We start from the raw sequence: 15,750 nt of genomic DNA on the forward strand, positions 1-15,750 counted from the left end.
GGAGAGCTGTACCCGATGACCGACATCGTGGCGACCACGACCCGAGGACGCCGCCGAGCCCAGCTCGCGGCCGCGATTCTCATCGCGCTCCTCGCGGCCGTGGTCGCCACGGTGCTGTCGCTGACGGGGGCCCGCCTGTTCGTGATCGAGACGGCGAGCATGGCCGAGACCGCGCCCGTCGGCACACTGGTCGTGGCGCACCCCAAGCCCGCCTACGCCGTCGGCGACGTCATCACCTTCGTCGTCGACGGGCGCACCGTCACCCACCGCATCGTGGGTGTGCAGGAGGGGCGGTTCATCACCCAGGGCGACCTCAACGGTTCGCCCGACGCGTGGCAGCTCCAGCCCGATCAGATCGTGGGCACCGTCGTCGCGATCGTCCCCGGTCTCGGCTTCCTGCTCAAGGCCGCGCCGGTGTTGTTCCTCGCCGGCATCGTCGTCGAGACCGTCGCCCGGCTCATCGGCGGGAAGCGGCGCGGATGGCGGGTCGGATTGCGACTGACGGGCTGGTCGGTGGCCGTCAGCGGGTTGTCGTTGTGGCTGCGCCCGTGGTTCAACGTGCAGATGATGGACTTCCGCGCCGCCGACGACGGTTCCGGGGCCCTGATGCACATCGTCAACACGGGTCTCTTCCCGGTGCTGGCGGGGGCGACGCGTCTGGTCAGCGGGGAGGACGGCGTCATCCTGTCCACCGACCAGCTCCCTTCGGGTGCCTACGCGCTTTCGCCGACGCCCGACCCCGACTGGCCCGTGCGGGTGATGCTCATCGCGTTCTGCATGGTTCCGTTCCTGGCCTCCCTGCTGGTCCGCGCCGACGACCCGCTTCCCGTGCAGGGCGGGCTGCGTGTGCGGCCCGACCGGAGCGCACGCGGGTGGGTGCTCGTGCCCATCGCCGTCGTCACGATCATCGCCGTCGTCGTGCTCACCTCCGTCTCGTCCTCGCAGGCGGCTCTCGCCGCGTCGGTCAAGAACGACACGAACAGCACCGCGACCAACACGTACTTCACGTGCCGGGGCGCTGCGCAGAGTGTCGGGCGCAGCGACACCCACGCCGCCTATTCGGTCGAGGGGACGGGACTGCTCGGCCTGAACCTGCTGACCATCGAGGCCGACATCGCGGGCCCGAACCGCACCGGCATTTATCGCAAGGCGATGACGACGACGAGCAGCGTGGCGTGCCCCCGCGATCAACCGCGCCGCGCGGTCGTCTTCGACGGGTCGCAGTGTCTCTACATGCCCGCCCAGGGGCAGCGGAACGACCCGGACTTCTTCACGGCCGAGGCCTGGTTCTCGACGACGTCGCGGACGTCGGGGAAGATCATCGGCTACGGCGACGGGGCGACCACCGACAACACTTACTGGGACCGGCACATCTGGATCGACACGTCCGGGCGCCTCAACTACGGACTGTTCCCCAACGCGCGAGTGGTCCTGTCCACCCCTGAGGGGCGTTCCTACGCCGACGGGGCGTGGCACCACGTGGCCGCCACGCTCTCGAGCGCGGGGGCCTCCTTCTACGTCGACGGCGCCCTCGTCGGCACCTCGCCGAGCACCACCACCGGGCAGAAATACACCGGCTCCTGGCGCATCGGCTGCGGAAACCTCACCAACTGGACGTCCAACCCCTCGAGCTTCTTCACCGGCACGATCCAGTACGCCGCGGTCTACACGCGCGCGCTCACGGCGACCGAGATCGCCGCGCACGCCGCCGCGGGGCGGTGAGCACGTTCCGGTCGATCCGTCGAATCGGTTTCCCCGCGTGACATCGCATGACGAGCCGTAACGCTCCGACTTGGGCATCCCGTATGCATGTGGTGGCGTGGAGCTATGACTTCACGCACCACCGCACGCCTGGCCACGATCCTCAGTGCATCCGCTGCAGCTCTCCTCTTCACCCTCACCGGTTGCGCCGGTGGTTCCGGCGCGGGAGACGACTCCTCGCGCATCGTCATCGGCGCCGACGACGGCAACGAGGCGCACTGGACGGTGCTGAAGCAGAAGCTCGCCGACGAGGGCATCGACCTCGAGGTGCGCACCATCAATGACGGCGTGCAGCTCAACCAGGGCGTGCAGGACGGCGAGCTCGACGTGAACCTGTTCCAGCACCTCATCTACCTGTCGCAGTTCAACGTCGAGAACAACGGCACGCTCGTGCCCGTCGGCGCGACCGCGGTGTACCCGCTCGCGCTGTACTCGGAGCAGTACACCGACGTGAAGGACCTGCCCGAGGGCGCGACCGTCGCGATCCCGAACAACCCCACCAACCTCGCCCGGGGCCTCCTCAACCTGCAGACCGCGGGCCTGCTGACCCTGAAGGACGGCGGCACCGCGCTGTCGACGCCCGCCGACATCGAGACGACCAAGGTGACGCTGCTCCCCGTCGACACCAACCAGACGGTGACCGCCCTGAAGGACGGCAGCGCCCAGGCCGCCATCGTCAACAACACCCAGGCGCAGAAGGGCGGGCTCGGTGACGAGCTCATCATCTTCAAGGAAGACCTGAACAACCCGCAGCTCGCGCCCTACATCAACGCCTTCGTCACGCGCGATGACAAGAAGGACGACCCCCGCTGGGAGAAGCTCGTCGCCGCCTACCACTCGCCCGAGGTCGAGGAAGCCGTCACCGAGCTGAACCAGGGCAACCTGCAGTTCAAGACGGAATGGACCGGCGCGCAGCTGCAGGACGAGCTGACCAGCCTCGAAGACGCCCTCAAGGCCCAGAAGGGATGACCGCGGTCATCGAGCTGCGGAGCGTCACCAAGAGCTTCCGCACCGATCGCCGCACCTCCTCCACCGCCGTCGACGACGTGTCGCTGACGGTGGAGGAGGGGTCGATCGTCGGGGTCATCGGCTACTCCGGCGCCGGCAAGTCGACGCTCGTGCGCCTGCTGAACGGCCTCGAGCAGCCGACGTCAGGCACCGTCGAGGTGCTCGGCGTCGACGTGGGGGCGGCATCCGAGGCGAAGCTGCGCGACCTGCGGCGCCGCGTCGGCATGATCTTCCAGCAGTTCAACCTCTTCTCGTCGCGCACCGTCGCGGCCAACGTCGCCTACCCGCTCAAGGTCGCCGGGTGGAAGAAGGCCGACCGCGACAAGCGCGTCGCCGAGCTGCTCGACTTCGTCGGCATCGGCGACAAGGCGAAGCAGTACCCGCGGCGCCTGTCGGGCGGCCAGAAGCAGCGCGTCGGCATCGCCCGGGCCATCGCGACCGACCCCCGCATCCTGCTCGCCGATGAGGCGACGAGCGCGCTCGACCCGCAGACCACGGCTGAGGTGCTCGACCTGCTGCGCGAGATCAACCGACGCCTGGGGATCACCATCGTCGTCATCACGCACCAGATCTCGATCGTGCACGAGCTGTGCGACCAGGTCATCGTCATGGAAGGCGGCCGCGTCGTCGACAGCGGCGACACGTATCGCGTCTTCGCTCACCCGCGCGCCGAGCTGACCAAGCGCTTCGTCGCGGCGGTCACCCAGGGCGTGCCGTCGGGCGAGGCGCTGTCGGCGCTCGCCGCGGGCGGGGGCGACCTGGTCAGTGTCGAGGTGAACGAGTTCACCAGCGAAGACGTCTCCGAGGTGTTCCACCGTCACGGCGCCCGGCACTCGGTCGTCTACGGCGGTGTCACCGACGTGCTCGGCAAGCAGCTCGGCACCCTCACCTACCGCGTGCACGCCGAGAACCTGGACGCCATCGTGGCCGAGCTGCGCGCCCACACCGACGTCGTCGTGCCCACCGTGGAGGCCCGCGCATGAACAAGTGGGACACCCTCACCCCGGTGCTGCTGCAGTCCATCGGCGAGACCGTCTACATGGTGGCCGTGTCGCTGCTCATCTCGGGCGTCGCGGGTCTCGTCATCGGCGCGCTGCTCTACGCTACCCGGCCCGGCAACCTGTTCGAGAACCGCGTGGTCTTCGCCATCGCGAACCTCGTGATCAACGTCATCCGACCGATCCCCTTCATCATCTTCCTCACCGCGGTGGCCCCGGTCACCCGCGCCGTGACGGGGACGACCCTGGGGACGGATGCCGCGATCGTGCCGATCACGATCATGGCCACGGTCGTGATCGCCCGCGTCGTCGAGCAGAACCTCGTCGCTGTCGACCCGGGCACCGTCGAGGCCGCCCGGGCCGTGGGGGCCCGCCGCATCGGCGTGCTGTTCGGCGTCGTCATCCCCGAGGCTCTGGCCCCGCTGATCCTCGGCTACACGTTCATGTTCATCGCGGTCGTCGACATGTCGGCGATGGCGGGCTACATCGGCGGCGGCGGGCTCGGAAACTTCGCGATCATCTACGGCTACCAGCAGTTCAATCAGCAGGCGACGTGGGTGACCGTGGCGATCATCGTCGTGATCGTGCAGGCCGGCCAGCTCCTCGGCAACGCCCTGGCCCACCGCATCCTGCGCCGCTGATCTCTCCTCCGGCGAGCTCGCGGCCGTCGCAGCGCCCCCGGCGGCATCCAGAGCGTCGAGTGTCCAAGACATGCCGTCCCTGTGTGGGAGCACGCGGCGTGTCTTGGACACTCGACCGGGGTCTCGCTGCGCACGTCGCCTCCGACAGGCTGCGGCGCGGTCTCGCGTCGAGATGGTTGAGCGTCCAAGACACGCCGTCGAGGGGGGCCTGCGTGCGGCGTGTTCTGGACACTCAACGTGGGGAGGGGCGCGCCGGGGCCCGAGGCGGGGCGAGCGGCCGCGCCCCCGGCATCCGCACCTACCCTCAGAGGGTGAGCATCGTCCGCACCCTCGCCCGCTGGCTGCTCGGCGTCGCGCTGCTGTTCACGGGCACCGCGCACCTCACGTTCGCGCGCGACGAGTTCGTCGCCCAGGTGCCATCGTGGCTGCCGCTTCCGGTCGACGTCACCGTCATGGCATCCGGGGTCGTCGAGATCGCGCTCGGCCTCGCCCTCCTCGTCCTCGGTCGCTTCCGTGTGGCGGTGGGCTGGATCGTCGCGGCCTTCTTCGTCGCGATCCTCCCCGGCAACATCGAGCAGTTCATGCGGGGGACCGATGCGTTCGGCCTCGACACCGATCTCGCCCGCGGCATCCGTCTGCTCTTCCAGCCTCTGCTGGTGGTCTGGGCATTGTGGTCGACCGGTGCGTGGAAGGCGTGGCGGGGGCGACGACGAGCCCGCGGGCGCTGAGCCGCGGCGGTGCGCTGATCTGCGCGGCGGCGGACGCCGAGGGCCCCGGGCGCTGAGCCGCGCGGCGTTCTCCGCTGCGGGCGCCGACCCCTGATCTGTGCGGCGGTCGACGCCCTGGGCGCCGACCCCTGATCTGCGCGGCGGTCGACGCCGCGGGTGCCGACGGCGAGATGCCGATGTCCCCACGCCGGTGCGGGCGCCGGCCACCCTCGGCCCGTTGCGCCGGGAGTCGGCGATGGCCTCCGAGACGATGACCCCGCCGATCACCGCTTCACCCGCCGTCAGTCGTCGTCGCCGTCGTCGTTGACGTCACCGTCATCGGCATCGTCGCTGTCGTCGTCGTCGTCATCATCGTCCGGGGCGACCGGCTGCGGCGCGGGCGGGTCCACGGGCTGCGGCGCGGGCGGGTCCACGGGTTGCGGCACGACCGGGGCCGGGCGCGCCGGTGACGGGTCCGCCGGAGGGTCGGAGATCTGCTCGCCGGGGACGAGGGAGGGCGCGGGTGTCGACGACGGAGTGACCGCGGCGGGGCCGCCCGTGAGGGTTCCCCCCGGCAGCACGTGTTCGGCGACGGTGCGGGGCTCGAAGGCGGTGGCGACGGCCGCCGTGGTGCAGACCGCGCCCACCGCGGCGGCGGCGATCAGGGCGGTGCCGATCCAGGCGCGACGTGACATTGCGAACTCCTCCTCGTCGGGGTGCTCTCACTCTCCCGCGAGCCCGTAAGGCTGGGGGAAGACGATGATGAGAGCGTTCTTATTTCGATCGGCCGCGGTGGCGACCGACGGCATACTGAGGACCATGGGAACCGCCCACGCGTCCGCCACGGGCGCCGGGTGGACGGTACGGACGCGCATCGTCATCGTCATCACCGTCGTCGCCGCGATCGGTCTGCTGTCGGTGGGGGCGGCGGTCTACATCGTCGAGCGCGCGCGGATCCTCGCCGCCGTCGACAACCGGCTCGAGGCGGCGCAGAAGTCCGCGCGCGCGCTCGTCGCCGTCGGTACCGGCGACACCCCGTGGGCGTCATCGACGGCTGCTCTCGAGGCGACCGTGACCCGCATCAATCCGGACGACAACACCGGCGCGCTCGGTGTCATCGACGGGGTCGCGGCGTTCATCCCCGGCGTCCCCCTCGATGTGGATCTGCGGAGCGCCCCGGGCTTCGTCGAGCACGTGAGCGCGGCGGCCGCGCAGGACCCCGTCATCGGGACGTACGCCGAGGAGGGCGTCGCCTGGCGGTATCTCGCCGCGCCGATCGCGATCGACGGCTCGCCGGAGCCCTCGCGCGTCCTGTTCGTGACGGCCTACGACCTCGACGGCGAACTGTCGGAGTTCGACGCCGCCGCGCGGGTCTACCTGATCGCCGCGGCCGTCGTCCTCATCGTCATCGCCGCGAGCGCCGGGTTGGTCGCGGCGCGTCTGCTGCAGCCCCTGCGCCGCATGCGCGAGACGGCGGCGCGCGTGTCGGCGCGGTCGCTCGCGGAGCGGCTCCCCGTGGAGGGCAACGACGACGTCTCCGCCCTCGCCGCCACGATGAACGACATGCTCGATCGCCTCGACGACGCGCTCGGTGCCCAGCGCATGCTCCTGAGCGACGTCGGGCACGAATTGAAGACGCCGGTGACGATCGTCAGCGGCCACCTCGACGTGATGGACGTCGACAATCCCGTCGACGTCCGCGAGACGCGCGCGCTCGTGCTCGACGAGTTGGCGCGGATGGGGCGCCTCGTGCAGGACCTCGCCTAGGAGGCGGCGCTTCGCGGCCCGAGCCCGATGCGCCCTCAGGTGACCGACATGGGCGCTCTCGTCGAGCGGGTCGCGGTGAAGGCGCGCGGTATCGAGGGCGCCGAGGTGCAGTTGGGGCGCACCGCCGCGGCGTACGCGCTCGTGGACCCGGCCCGGATCACCCAGGCGCTGCTGCAACTGGCGCAGAACGGCGCGAGCCACGGCGGGGGAGACCTGCTGATCGGCAGCCGCCGCCGCGGGGCCGCGCTGGAGCTGTTCGTCCGCGACCACGGCCCGGGGGTGCCCGCCGACCAGCGCAAGCGCATCTTCGACCGCTTCCACCGCGGGGTCGGCGACGACGGGCGCGGCGCCGGCGGCAGCGGGCTCGGCCTCAGCATCGTGTCGGCGATCGCCGAGAGCCACGGTGGCACCGCACGCGTGCAGGACCCCGCCGAGGGCCCGGGGGCGGAGTTCGTCCTGAGCGTCCCCGTCGTCGACGCGGTGGCCGCTCGAGAGGGCCCGGGCCAGCCCGGCATCGCCGTTCCCCCGCGTCCACCGCTCCCCGACACGGTCCGCACGTCGAACCGGAGGGAGGGCTGAAATGGCATCCATCCTCATCGCCGATGACGAGACCCGGATCTCGGCGTTCATCGACAAGGGACTGCGCGCGGCGGGGTACGCGACGCGGGTCACGGGGAACGGGCGCGAGGCCCTCGATCTGGCGATGTCGGGGGAGTTCGATCTTGTCGTGCTCGATGTGAACCTCCCCGGGATGACCGGATTCGAGGTTCTGGAGCACCTGCGGGGTTCCGGCTCGGCCGTGCCCGTCATCATCCTCACCGCGCGCGTGGAGCTCGAGGACACCGTCGCCGGTCTCGAAGGCGGCGCCGACGATTACCTGGGGAAGCCGTTCCGGTTCGACGAGCTCGTCGCACGTATCCGCCTTCGCATCCGCCGCGAACCGGCGGCGGCGGCGCTGGAGCTCCGGCACCGCGACATCGTGCTCGACGTGCGCCAGCGCACCGCCGCCGTCGCCGGACGGGAGATCGTCCTGTCGGCTCGGGAATTCGCCCTCGCCGAAGAGTTGGTGCGCCACCCCGGTCAGGTGCTCAGCCGGGAACAGCTCCTCAGCCGCGTGTGGGGGTTCGACTTCGACCCCGGGTCGAATGTGGCCGATGTCTACATCGGCTACCTGCGCCAGAAGCTCGGCGCCGACCGTATCGAGACCGTTCGCGGGGTGGGTTACCGCCTCGTCTGACCGGCGTGCAGTGCGAGCCATCGCCGGGCAGTGGCGTGCCAGGCGGGACGGAAGAGGTACACCGCGCCCAGGCGCAACCGGCTCGACGTCTCGTACGCGTTCATCCGCCGCGGGTCGACCCCCGCCCGACTCGCGACGCGGTCGACCGCGGACCGTGCCGCCTCCGCACGGGATGCCGACATCCGTCCCTGCGCGTGGCGCCAGGCCACGTGGGCTCGCAGGTTCGCCAGGTCCAGGGCGGGCTCGGCCCGCGCCGCGGTGTCGAGGTCGATGAGGCCGGCGCGGCGACCGTCCCACAGCACCTGCTTGTCGTGCAGGTCGCGGTGCGCGGGGACGAAGTGTCCTCCGGCGTCGACGAGGAGGGCCTGCGCCGCGCGGTCGAAGGCCGCCGCCGTCGCGGCACGGGAGCCGGCGGCGACGGCGTGATCGCGCCAGCGCAGAAGGACGGCCGCCTCGTCGTCGGGGGTGTGGACTGCGCCCTCACCCCCGGGTGGCATCGCGAGCACCTCCCCCCAGCCCCGGGCCCACCCCGACCAGGCGGCGCAGACGTCGTCGTCTGTGAGGCGGGCGTCTGCGCCGAGGTCGTGCAGGGTGCGCCCGCTGATGCGCGAGAGGTGCACGCAGCCCGCCGCGTCACGGACCGTGACCTCGGGTGTGACGAAGCCGCCGCGGAACGACCCGGCGTCCGCGTGCGCGCGTGCGAGAGAGGCGACCGCCTCCGGCCGGACCACCTTGAGATAGCCCGAGTCGTCGTGCGTCCGCAGCACGGCGCGTCGTCCTCGGCGCCAGGAGATCACCGTCCCCGCGGCCGCAGCCTCCGCACGGGCGGGGAGGTGGCGGTCGCGCCCGACGGGCGAGAGCTCCTGCTGTCCGTCCCGCCAGCGTCCCGCACGGATGCGGCCGTCGGCGTGCTCGAGCTCGAGATCGTATCCGCGTGAGCTGGGCCAGGCGCGGCGCACCGTCCACGTGCCGAAGGCGTCGCGCACCTCGCGCGGCACCGGCATCACCGCAGGTCCTCCGCACGCTCGAGCCGCTCCGCCACCGTCGACCACCAGCCCGGCTCGCAGCGGCGGAACGGCTCGATCGCCCGTGTGAGCGCGCACAGCGGGGTCCAGGCGCGCCACTCCTCGTCGGTCACGGGGCCTCCGGCCGCACGGTAGGCGGTGACGAGCTCGTTCGTGATCGAGATGTCTCCGGTGCGCAGGAACTCCTCGACGGCGAATCCGGCCAGGTCGAGGGCGGGTTCGCCCGCACCCATCCGGTCGAGGTCGATCAGCCGGATCTCGCCGTCCGCGCCGAGCAGCACCTGGTCGGCGCTGAAGTCGCCGTGCACGACGGCGCGTTGACGCCGGGGAGGCAGGTGCCGGGCCAGACCGACGGCTCTCCGCGCCGCGGACGGGAGGACGCTCGCGATCGCGCGCGCGGCGTTGCCCGCCCGCGCGCCGGGGTCGTCGGCGTCGTCGGCGCCGTCGACGGGGAGGGCGTGCATCCGGGCGAGAGCCCTCCCGGCGGCCTGCGCGTGTGCGGGAGAGATCGTCGTGGCGAGGTCGCCGATGCCCCATGAGGGCGTCGCCCAGGTGTGGTCGGCCGCCACCAGGCGGGGGAGGAGGGTGGGGAGCCCCGCTTCCGCGAGCCGCCGCGCTCGCCGCAGCGCCGCGGGCGCGCGGCCGGGAGCTGTCTTGGCGTACTCGCCGCCGAGGCGCACGACGAGGCGCCGGCCGGGATTGTGGCGCACGATCACGGCATCCGCCCATGCGGGCTCGCGCCGCTGCGCGTCGATCACGGCCCGGGCGAGCACACGGTCGCTGCGAGCAGGCCCGAATACGGCCCAGGGGACGCCGGGCAGTGGCCGGACCTCCGCGCTCCGACCGAGCGCCGACTCCGGCTTGTCGGGCCCTGCCCACGCGCCGGCCCAGAACGCTCCCGCCGGAGTGGTGAAGGCGGTCAGCACGCTCGTGCCCGGCTTGTAGCGCAGGTGTCGCACCTGCACGGGGGCGCCGAGGATGTGGGCGAGCGACACCGGGTCGAGCAGCGTCGCGGCTCCGGGCAGGTCGGTGTCGCGGGCGGCGATGTCGTCCACGGCGTTCACGTCTGCGACCCCGCTCCGGCGTGCGCTGCTCGTTCGTCCTCGGCGTGACGCACCCAGGCGTTCAGCCGCGAGCCGTGGCCGGCGAGGAGATCGTGCGGTGCGCCGTCCTCGACGATGCGTCCACCCTCCAGCCAGACCACCCGATCGGCCGAGAGCGCCTGCGTGACGTCGTGCGTGATCGACACGGTCGTGCGCCCCCTCGTCAGTTCGCGCAACGACTCGGCGACCAGAGTGCGGGCATGCGGATCCAGCCCCGTGGTCGCTTCGTCGAGGACGACCACCGGGCTGTCGCGCAGCAGGGCGCGCGCGATGGCGATCCGCTGGCGCTGGCCGCCGGAGAGCGTGCCGCCTCGTGCCCCGAGCACCGTGTCGTAGCCCTCGGGCAGCGCGCAGACGAAGTCGTGCGCGAAGGCCCGTCGCGCGGCGTCCTCCACCTCGGCGTCCGTGGCGCTCAGGCGTCCGTAGCGGATGTTCTCGCGCACGGACGTGGCGAACAGCACGGACTCCTGCAGCAGCAGCGACACCGAGGAGCGGACGCTCGCCACCGTGGCGCGGGAGATGTCGATCCCGTCCAGCCGGACCCGACCGGCGCGGGGGTCCGCGGTGCGCACGAGCAGGCCGGCCAGAGTGGACTTGCCCGCGCCTGACGGACCCAGCAGACAGACGTGCTGACCGGCCGGGATGTGCAGGGTCAGATCCCGCAGCACCGTCTCGCCGCGCCCGTCGTCGACCTGCACCGCCTCGAAGGCGACCTCGCCGCGCAGCCGCGGGAGGTCGGCCGCGTGCGGGCCGTCGGCGATCTCCACCGGCTCGGCCAGCAGGTCGGCGACGCGTTCTCCCGAGGCCGCCGCCCGTGCGATGCGGCCGGTGTACTTCGCCAGGTCTTTCAACGGTCGCATCGCGAGCTTGAGGTAGGCCACGAAGACCACGAGGTCGCCGGGGGTCATGCTGCCCGACAGCACCTGCCACCCGCCGCCGATCAGCACGGCCGCCGTGGCGAGACCGACGATGACGTCGGTCCGGCGCTCGAGACCGGCTGCGAGGCGCCGCGCGCGAACGCCCTGCGTCAGCGCACGGTCGTTGCCCGAGGCGAACGCACCCGCCAGCCGGTTCTCCAGGCCGTATGCCTGCACGACGCGGATGGCGCCGAGTGCTTCCGATGCGGTGTCGGCGAGCGCGCCCTCGCCCTTGCGCGTCGTGCGGGACGCCGCGGTGATGCGCTGCGAACTGCGCCTGGACGACACCGCGTACAGCGCGGCTGCGGCGACGACGACCAGGGTCAGCAGGGGATCCATGAACGACATCACCACGACCAGCACGACGAGGGTGAGGATGTTGCCCACGAGGGGGAGACCCGCGGTGACCGCCACCTCCTGGAGCCGCCCGATGTCGCTCACGAGGCGTTGCACGACATCGCCCGACGACGCCGTGGAGTGGTAGCGGGCCGAGAGCGACTGCACGTGGGCGAAGACCCGGGCGCGCAGTTCGGTGGCGACCCGGGAGCCGACGAGGGCGAAGGCGACGGTGCTCGCGTACGCGGAGACCGCGCGCAGGACGATGAGTCCCAGCAGCAGCGCGGCGCAGGCCACGAGCAGCCCCAGTGAGGCCTGGGGGATCCCGGCGGCGGCGCCGGTCGATGCGCCCAGGCTCACCGAGACGGAGTCGACGACGAACTTCAGCGGCCACGGCTCGAGGACGCGGAACACCACGTCGGCGAGCAGCGCGACCATCCCGAGGACGATGAGCGATGCTTTGCCGCGCAGGTGCGGGCGCACGATCGCGAGGCTGCGTCGCAGCGCCCGCGGGGCGGGGGTCCTGGCGCTCTTCACGAGGTCACCGCCGGGTGGAGCGCCCCGAGGATCCCCGCGAGCACCCCACTCCACCCGTGCTCGGACACGGCCTGCTGGCGCGCCTGATCGGCCAGGCGCCGATGCATCGCGGGGTCGTCGATCAGCGTCTGCAGCGCATCGGCGAGGGAATCGACGTCGCCCGGGCGGGTGATCAGTCCGGTGCGACCGTGCCGGACGAGCGCGGGCACTTGCCCGACCTCGCTCCCGACGACGGGCACGCCCGCCGCCAGATATTCGTAGACCTTGAGGGGCGAGAAGTAGTCGTCGTGCGCGCGGTAGGGCGCGGCGCCGATGTCCATCCGCGCGAGCATGTCGGGAATCTGCTCGGGCGCCACCGCCCCGGTGAACTCGGTCTCCACGCCGAGGGCGCCGGCGCGCCGTTCGAGGCCGGCGCGCTCGGGGCCGTCACCCACGACGAGCAGTCGTGCGCGGCGTCCGCGGCGGGTGAGCTCGGCGACGGCATCCACGAGGACGTCCACTCCGTGCCAGGGCTTGAGGGTCCCGACGAAGCCGACGGTGGGCGCGGCGTCCGCCGCCCGGCGCCTGAACGGGGGACGGATGCGGTCGGTGTCGACGCCGTTGGGAGCGACCAGCGGATGCCGCGCGCCCTGCGCCCGCGCCCACGCGGCGACCGGCTCGGAGACGCACGCGACCACGTCGGCCGAGGTGAGCGCCCGCTCGGCGATCGCCACCGCGGCGGCCTCGTCGACCAGCTCGCGGTGTCGGCGCTGCTCCTGCACCAGGGGCGCGTTGACCTCGAGCACGCCGGGCACGCCCAGGGTCTCGGACACCCGGGCGCCGCCCGCCGAGAACAGCGAGAACCGCTCGTACACCAGGTCGCATCCGTCGGCGAGGATCGCGTCGCTCAGGTGCTGCGCGGCATCCTGGATGCCGCGTTCCCGCTGCGCCGTGTCCGCTCCCGTCACACGCCGCTCGATGAGGCGCACGCCGGTGAGGTCGGCCGGCACGCGGTCGCCCCGTCGGCTGGCGTACACCGTCACCTCGTCGCCACGAGACCGGAAGGCCCGGACGATCTCCTGCACGTGGACGCTCGCGCCCTTGGTGCCGAACACGGGCACCCCGGGGTCCGCCACCAGATAGGCCACGCGCATCACGCCACCCGCTTCCGGTCGTCGGCGGCGACGGCCGCGGTGAGTGCGGCGAGGCGCGCGGCCTGCCGGGTCGCGTCGAAGTCCCGCTCGATGAGCCCGCGGGCGCGGCGGGTGGTCGCCTCGACGGGGTAGTCCGTCCGAGCGACGCGCCGGAGACCCGCGAGGAGTGAATCTCCGTCGCCGGGGACGCAGAGGATGCCGGTCCGGCCGTCCTGGATGATCTCGGGGATTCCCGTGACCGCCGTCGAGACGCACGGGACCCCGCTGGCCATCGCCTCGAGAAGCACGGTGGGCAGCCCGTCGGCGTTGCCGTCGGCCGCGACCAGGCAGGGCGCGACGAAGACGTCGGCTTGGCGTAGATGCGCCGAGACCTCGCCCTGCGGGAGGGGACCGAGGAAGCGGATCGCCGGGGACCCCGCCGCCTGCGCCCTCAGCTGCGGGGCGAGCTCCCCGTCGCCGACGATGTCGAGCGTGGCATCCCGGCCCTCGTCGCGCAGGCGCTCGACCGCGTCGATGAGGAGAGAGAACCCCTTCTTCTCCACGAGCCGCCCCACGGCGAGCAGCCGCAGCGGCCCCTGACGCGGTCGGCGGGCGACGAAGGGGAACCGGGCGAGGTCCAGACCGTTGTAGACGCGCTCGATCGACCCCGACGAAGGGAAGCGGTGCCGGAGGTGCTCGAGGTTGAAGTCGCTCACGGTCACCGCGAACGCGGCATCCCGGAGCTTGCGCTCGAGGTCCCGGGGGTCGACGTCGGCGTGGAAGATGTCTTTGGCGTGCGCGGTGAAGGAATAGGGGATGCCGGCGAGCAGCGCCGCCAGCCGCGTCACCGTCGTCGCCGTCGAGGCGAAATGCGCGTGCAGGTGCGTCACTCCGCGGTCGAGGGCCTGCCGGGCGACCTCGACCGCCTGGAGTGCGTCGTCGGCGTCGGCGGACAGGAGCTCCGGCAGATGGCGGGCGACGGCGGCGGTCAGACGGGCGTCTGTCTGCGCGCGTCGAAGGCCGTCCCAGGCCGACGACAGTCGCCGCGGCACGGGGACGGCGCGGACGGGGGCCTGCACCCGCGCCAGCTCCGCGTGGAAGCGCGTGTCGTCGTTGGGGCGCAGGGCGAAGATCTCCAGCCGTTCGCCGAGCGCCTCACGGGCGATGATCTCGGTGACGATGAACGTCTCGGAGAAGCGCGGGTACATCTTCAGGACGTATCCGATGAGCGGGGACGTGTCAGACGGCATGAGCGGTGACTCCTCGGGTCGACGGGGCGATCAGCTGCGCCGCGAGCGCCGCGGTCTCGGCGATGCCGTCGAGCTGGACGCCCTCGCGCGGGCAGCGGGTCAGGTGGGTACGGCGGAAGAACTCGGTGACGGCCCGATCGTCGAGGCGGTCGGCGTCCACGGTCTCGATGACGCCCTTCTGCTCGAGGGCGCGGGCGCGGATGCGTTGCTCGTCGCGGCGTCCGCAACGGGGTACGACCAGGGCGGGCGTGGAGGTGTGGAGCACCTCGCAGACCGTGTTGTACCCGCCCATCGTCACGACCGCCGCCGCGCGCTCGAGCAGGGCCGGCAGGTGGGGCACGCTCTCGACGACCTCCACCGAGGGGTCGGTCGCGGCGCGGCGGACGCGGTCGCGATCGGCCGGTGACATCTGGGGGCCGGTCACGACCAGATGACGATGCCCGTGCGGGACGGTCGCGGCGGCCGCCGCGACGGCGACCTCGACGCCGTCGGAGCCGCCCCCGACCGTGGTGAGCACGAAGGGGCCGTCGGCTGCGGGGGGCGGCCCGGTGGGCCGGCCGTGCGCGAGGTAGCCCGTGTAGCTGATGAGCGGTGCGAGACCGGGCGGTGTCTCGCCGCTGGTGCGCAGGTCGTGCACCCCCGGGTCGCCGTAGACCCACACCGCGTCGAAGTGCTCGCGGACGGCGCGGGCCCCGCCGAGGGCACGGAACTCCGCGCGAGCGGCGGCGGGACGGTCGAGGACATCGCGCAGGCCCAGGACCGTCGCGCACGACGGATGGACGGCCCGCAGCTCCCGCAGCGCATCGCGCAGCTCGCCGTGCACGCCGAACGGGTGGCGGTCGACGATGAACAGGTCGGGCGCGAAGGCGCGCAGCACGCCGGTGACGGCGCCGGCGCGCATGGCGGTGACCCGCTCGATGTCCGTCGCGAGGTGGCGCGAGCGGTACCCGCTCTCGTCGACCGAGACGCTGGGCACGACGACCCAGTCCCACCCGGCGGGCGCGGGGAAGGCGGTCGCCGAGGCCTGGCCGGTGACGAGCACCCCGGTGACCTCCTGCCCGAGGAGGTCGGGCAGCATCCGGGTGAGGGCGTGCGAGATGGCGAGGTTGCGTCGTACGTGTCCGAGCCCGACGGAGTCGTGCGATGACAGGGCGATCCGGTAGACCACAGCATCCTCCTGGTGGTCGGGCGCGAGGTGCGCCGCGTCCGCGGGGGGTTGCCCGCGGTCCCATGCTCACGACACGCGATAAAGGAGGACTAAGCCCAATGCGAGAAGGTTCTTAGAGACCGCGCCGCACAGCCGTCGGCGGCGCCCACGCGCGACGGTCGGCGCCACCGTCGGCCGGGGGAA

The 15,750-nt window shown here is 72.4% G+C and carries 15 protein-coding genes; 8 read left to right on the top strand and 7 right to left on the bottom strand.

From position 1 onward, the window contains the following. Positions 1–15 precede the first annotated feature (15 nt). The 5 genes from QE392_RS04155 (at position 16) to QE392_RS04175 (ending at position 5,136) form a co-directional block, all read left to right on the top strand. Positions 16–1,722, top strand: a complete 1,707-nt coding sequence (locus QE392_RS04155; RefSeq protein WP_307448341.1) for a signal peptidase I — start codon at positions 16–18, stop codon at positions 1,720–1,722. A gap of 105 nt (positions 1,723–1,827) precedes the next feature. Continuing rightward, positions 1,828–2,730, top strand: coding sequence for a MetQ/NlpA family ABC transporter substrate-binding protein (locus QE392_RS04160; protein ID WP_307448344.1), 903 nt, complete (start codon positions 1,828–1,830; stop codon positions 2,728–2,730). Continuing rightward, positions 2,727–3,752 carry a methionine ABC transporter ATP-binding protein gene (locus QE392_RS04165; protein WP_307448346.1) on the top strand — a complete coding sequence of 342 codons (1,026 nt, stop codon included), beginning with the start codon at positions 2,727–2,729 and terminating at the stop codon, positions 3,750–3,752. Before QE392_RS04160 ends, QE392_RS04165 begins: the two co-directional genes overlap by 4 nt. Continuing rightward, complete coding sequence (locus tag QE392_RS04170; RefSeq protein ID WP_307448349.1) at positions 3,749–4,408, top strand: methionine ABC transporter permease; 660 nt, start codon at positions 3,749–3,751, stop codon at positions 4,406–4,408. Before QE392_RS04165 ends, QE392_RS04170 begins: the two co-directional genes overlap by 4 nt. A gap of 311 nt (positions 4,409–4,719) precedes the next feature. Continuing rightward, positions 4,720–5,136: a DoxX family protein gene (locus QE392_RS04175; RefSeq protein ID WP_307448352.1), complete on the top strand. Its 417-nt coding sequence runs from the start codon at positions 4,720–4,722 to the stop codon at positions 5,134–5,136. 281 nt (positions 5,137–5,417) lie between these two features. Here the strand turns inward: QE392_RS04175 and QE392_RS04180 are convergent, their stop codons facing one another. Continuing rightward, entirely contained in the window at positions 5,418–5,810 is a 393-nt protein-coding gene (locus QE392_RS04180) for a hypothetical protein (protein ID WP_307448354.1), read from the bottom strand. Between the two features lie 124 nt (positions 5,811–5,934). Between QE392_RS04180 and QE392_RS04185 the strand changes: the two genes are divergently transcribed. Genes QE392_RS04185 through QE392_RS04195 form a run of 3 tightly spaced genes read left to right on the top strand, consistent with a single transcriptional unit; the run spans position 5,935 to position 8,119 of the window. Then, entirely contained in the window at positions 5,935–6,882 is a 948-nt protein-coding gene (locus QE392_RS04185) for a HAMP domain-containing protein (protein WP_307448357.1), read from the top strand. 48 nt (positions 6,883–6,930) lie between these two features. Further along, positions 6,931–7,461 (top strand): sensor histidine kinase, encoded by a 531-nt coding sequence (locus QE392_RS04190; protein WP_307448363.1) that lies wholly within the window; start codon positions 6,931–6,933, stop codon positions 7,459–7,461. Between the two features lies 1 nt (position 7,462). Further along, on the top strand, positions 7,463–8,119 hold the full coding sequence (locus tag QE392_RS04195; RefSeq protein WP_307448366.1) for a response regulator transcription factor: 657 nt from the start codon (positions 7,463–7,465) through the stop codon (positions 8,117–8,119). On the opposite strand, the gene QE392_RS04200 is transcribed toward QE392_RS04195, so the two are convergent. From QE392_RS04200 to QE392_RS04225, 6 genes are read right to left on the bottom strand one after another with little or no spacing between them, the layout of a single operon-like run. Further along, positions 8,104–9,123 (bottom strand): hypothetical protein, encoded by a 1,020-nt coding sequence (locus QE392_RS04200; protein ID WP_307448369.1) that lies wholly within the window; start codon positions 9,121–9,123, stop codon positions 8,104–8,106. The two genes, QE392_RS04195 and QE392_RS04200, sit on opposite strands and share 16 nt — an antisense overlap. Next, a complete protein-coding gene (locus QE392_RS04205) occupies positions 9,123–10,199 on the bottom strand; it encodes a phosphotransferase family protein (RefSeq protein ID WP_307448372.1) in 1,077 nt (358 codons plus the stop codon). The genes QE392_RS04200 and QE392_RS04205 overlap by 1 nt, the downstream gene beginning before the upstream one ends. A gap of 5 nt (positions 10,200–10,204) precedes the next feature. Next, complete coding sequence (locus tag QE392_RS04210) at positions 10,205–12,037, bottom strand: ABC transporter ATP-binding protein (RefSeq protein ID WP_307448376.1); 1,833 nt, start codon at positions 12,035–12,037, stop codon at positions 10,205–10,207. Further along, positions 12,034–13,170 carry a glycosyltransferase family 4 protein gene (locus QE392_RS04215; protein ID WP_307448378.1) on the bottom strand — a complete coding sequence of 379 codons (1,137 nt, stop codon included), beginning with the start codon at positions 13,168–13,170 and terminating at the stop codon, positions 12,034–12,036. Before QE392_RS04215 ends, QE392_RS04210 begins: the two co-directional genes overlap by 4 nt. Further along, positions 13,170–14,399, bottom strand: a complete 1,230-nt coding sequence (locus tag QE392_RS04220; protein WP_307448381.1) for a glycosyltransferase — start codon at positions 14,397–14,399, stop codon at positions 13,170–13,172. Before QE392_RS04220 ends, QE392_RS04215 begins: the two co-directional genes overlap by 1 nt. Continuing rightward, positions 14,389–15,567, bottom strand: a complete 1,179-nt coding sequence (locus QE392_RS04225) for a glycosyltransferase family protein (protein ID WP_307448383.1) — start codon at positions 15,565–15,567, stop codon at positions 14,389–14,391. The genes QE392_RS04220 and QE392_RS04225 overlap by 11 nt, the downstream gene beginning before the upstream one ends. Positions 15,568–15,750 lie beyond the last annotated feature (183 nt).

The organism is Microbacterium proteolyticum (genome assembly GCF_030818075.1).
Lineage (GTDB): Bacteria > Actinomycetota > Actinomycetes > Actinomycetales > Microbacteriaceae > Microbacterium > Microbacterium proteolyticum_A.

Excerpts from the sequence above, each read along its gene's own strand:
- QE392_RS04195 (WP_307448366.1), top strand. The coding sequence starts at position 7,463 with ATGGCATCCATCCTCATCGCCGATGACGAGACCCGGATCTCGGCGTTC.
- QE392_RS04200 (WP_307448369.1), bottom strand. The coding sequence starts at position 9,123 with ATGCCGGTGCCGCGCGAGGTGCGCGACGCCTTCGGCACGTGGACGGTG.
- QE392_RS04155 (WP_307448341.1), top strand. The coding sequence starts at position 16 with ATGACCGACATCGTGGCGACCACGACCCGAGGACGCCGCCGAGCCCAG.
- QE392_RS04215 (WP_307448378.1), bottom strand. The coding sequence starts at position 13,170 with ATGCGCGTGGCCTATCTGGTGGCGGACCCCGGGGTGCCCGTGTTCGGC.
- QE392_RS04170 (WP_307448349.1), top strand. The coding sequence starts at position 3,749 with ATGAACAAGTGGGACACCCTCACCCCGGTGCTGCTGCAGTCCATCGGC.
- QE392_RS04190 (WP_307448363.1), top strand. The coding sequence starts at position 6,931 with ATGGGCGCTCTCGTCGAGCGGGTCGCGGTGAAGGCGCGCGGTATCGAG.
- QE392_RS04220 (WP_307448381.1), bottom strand. The coding sequence starts at position 14,399 with ATGCCGTCTGACACGTCCCCGCTCATCGGATACGTCCTGAAGATGTAC.
- QE392_RS04180 (WP_307448354.1), bottom strand. The coding sequence starts at position 5,810 with ATGTCACGTCGCGCCTGGATCGGCACCGCCCTGATCGCCGCCGCCGCG.
- QE392_RS04185 (WP_307448357.1), top strand. The coding sequence starts at position 5,935 with ATGGGAACCGCCCACGCGTCCGCCACGGGCGCCGGGTGGACGGTACGG.
- QE392_RS04160 (WP_307448344.1), top strand. The coding sequence starts at position 1,828 with ATGACTTCACGCACCACCGCACGCCTGGCCACGATCCTCAGTGCATCC.
- QE392_RS04165 (WP_307448346.1), top strand. The coding sequence starts at position 2,727 with ATGACCGCGGTCATCGAGCTGCGGAGCGTCACCAAGAGCTTCCGCACC.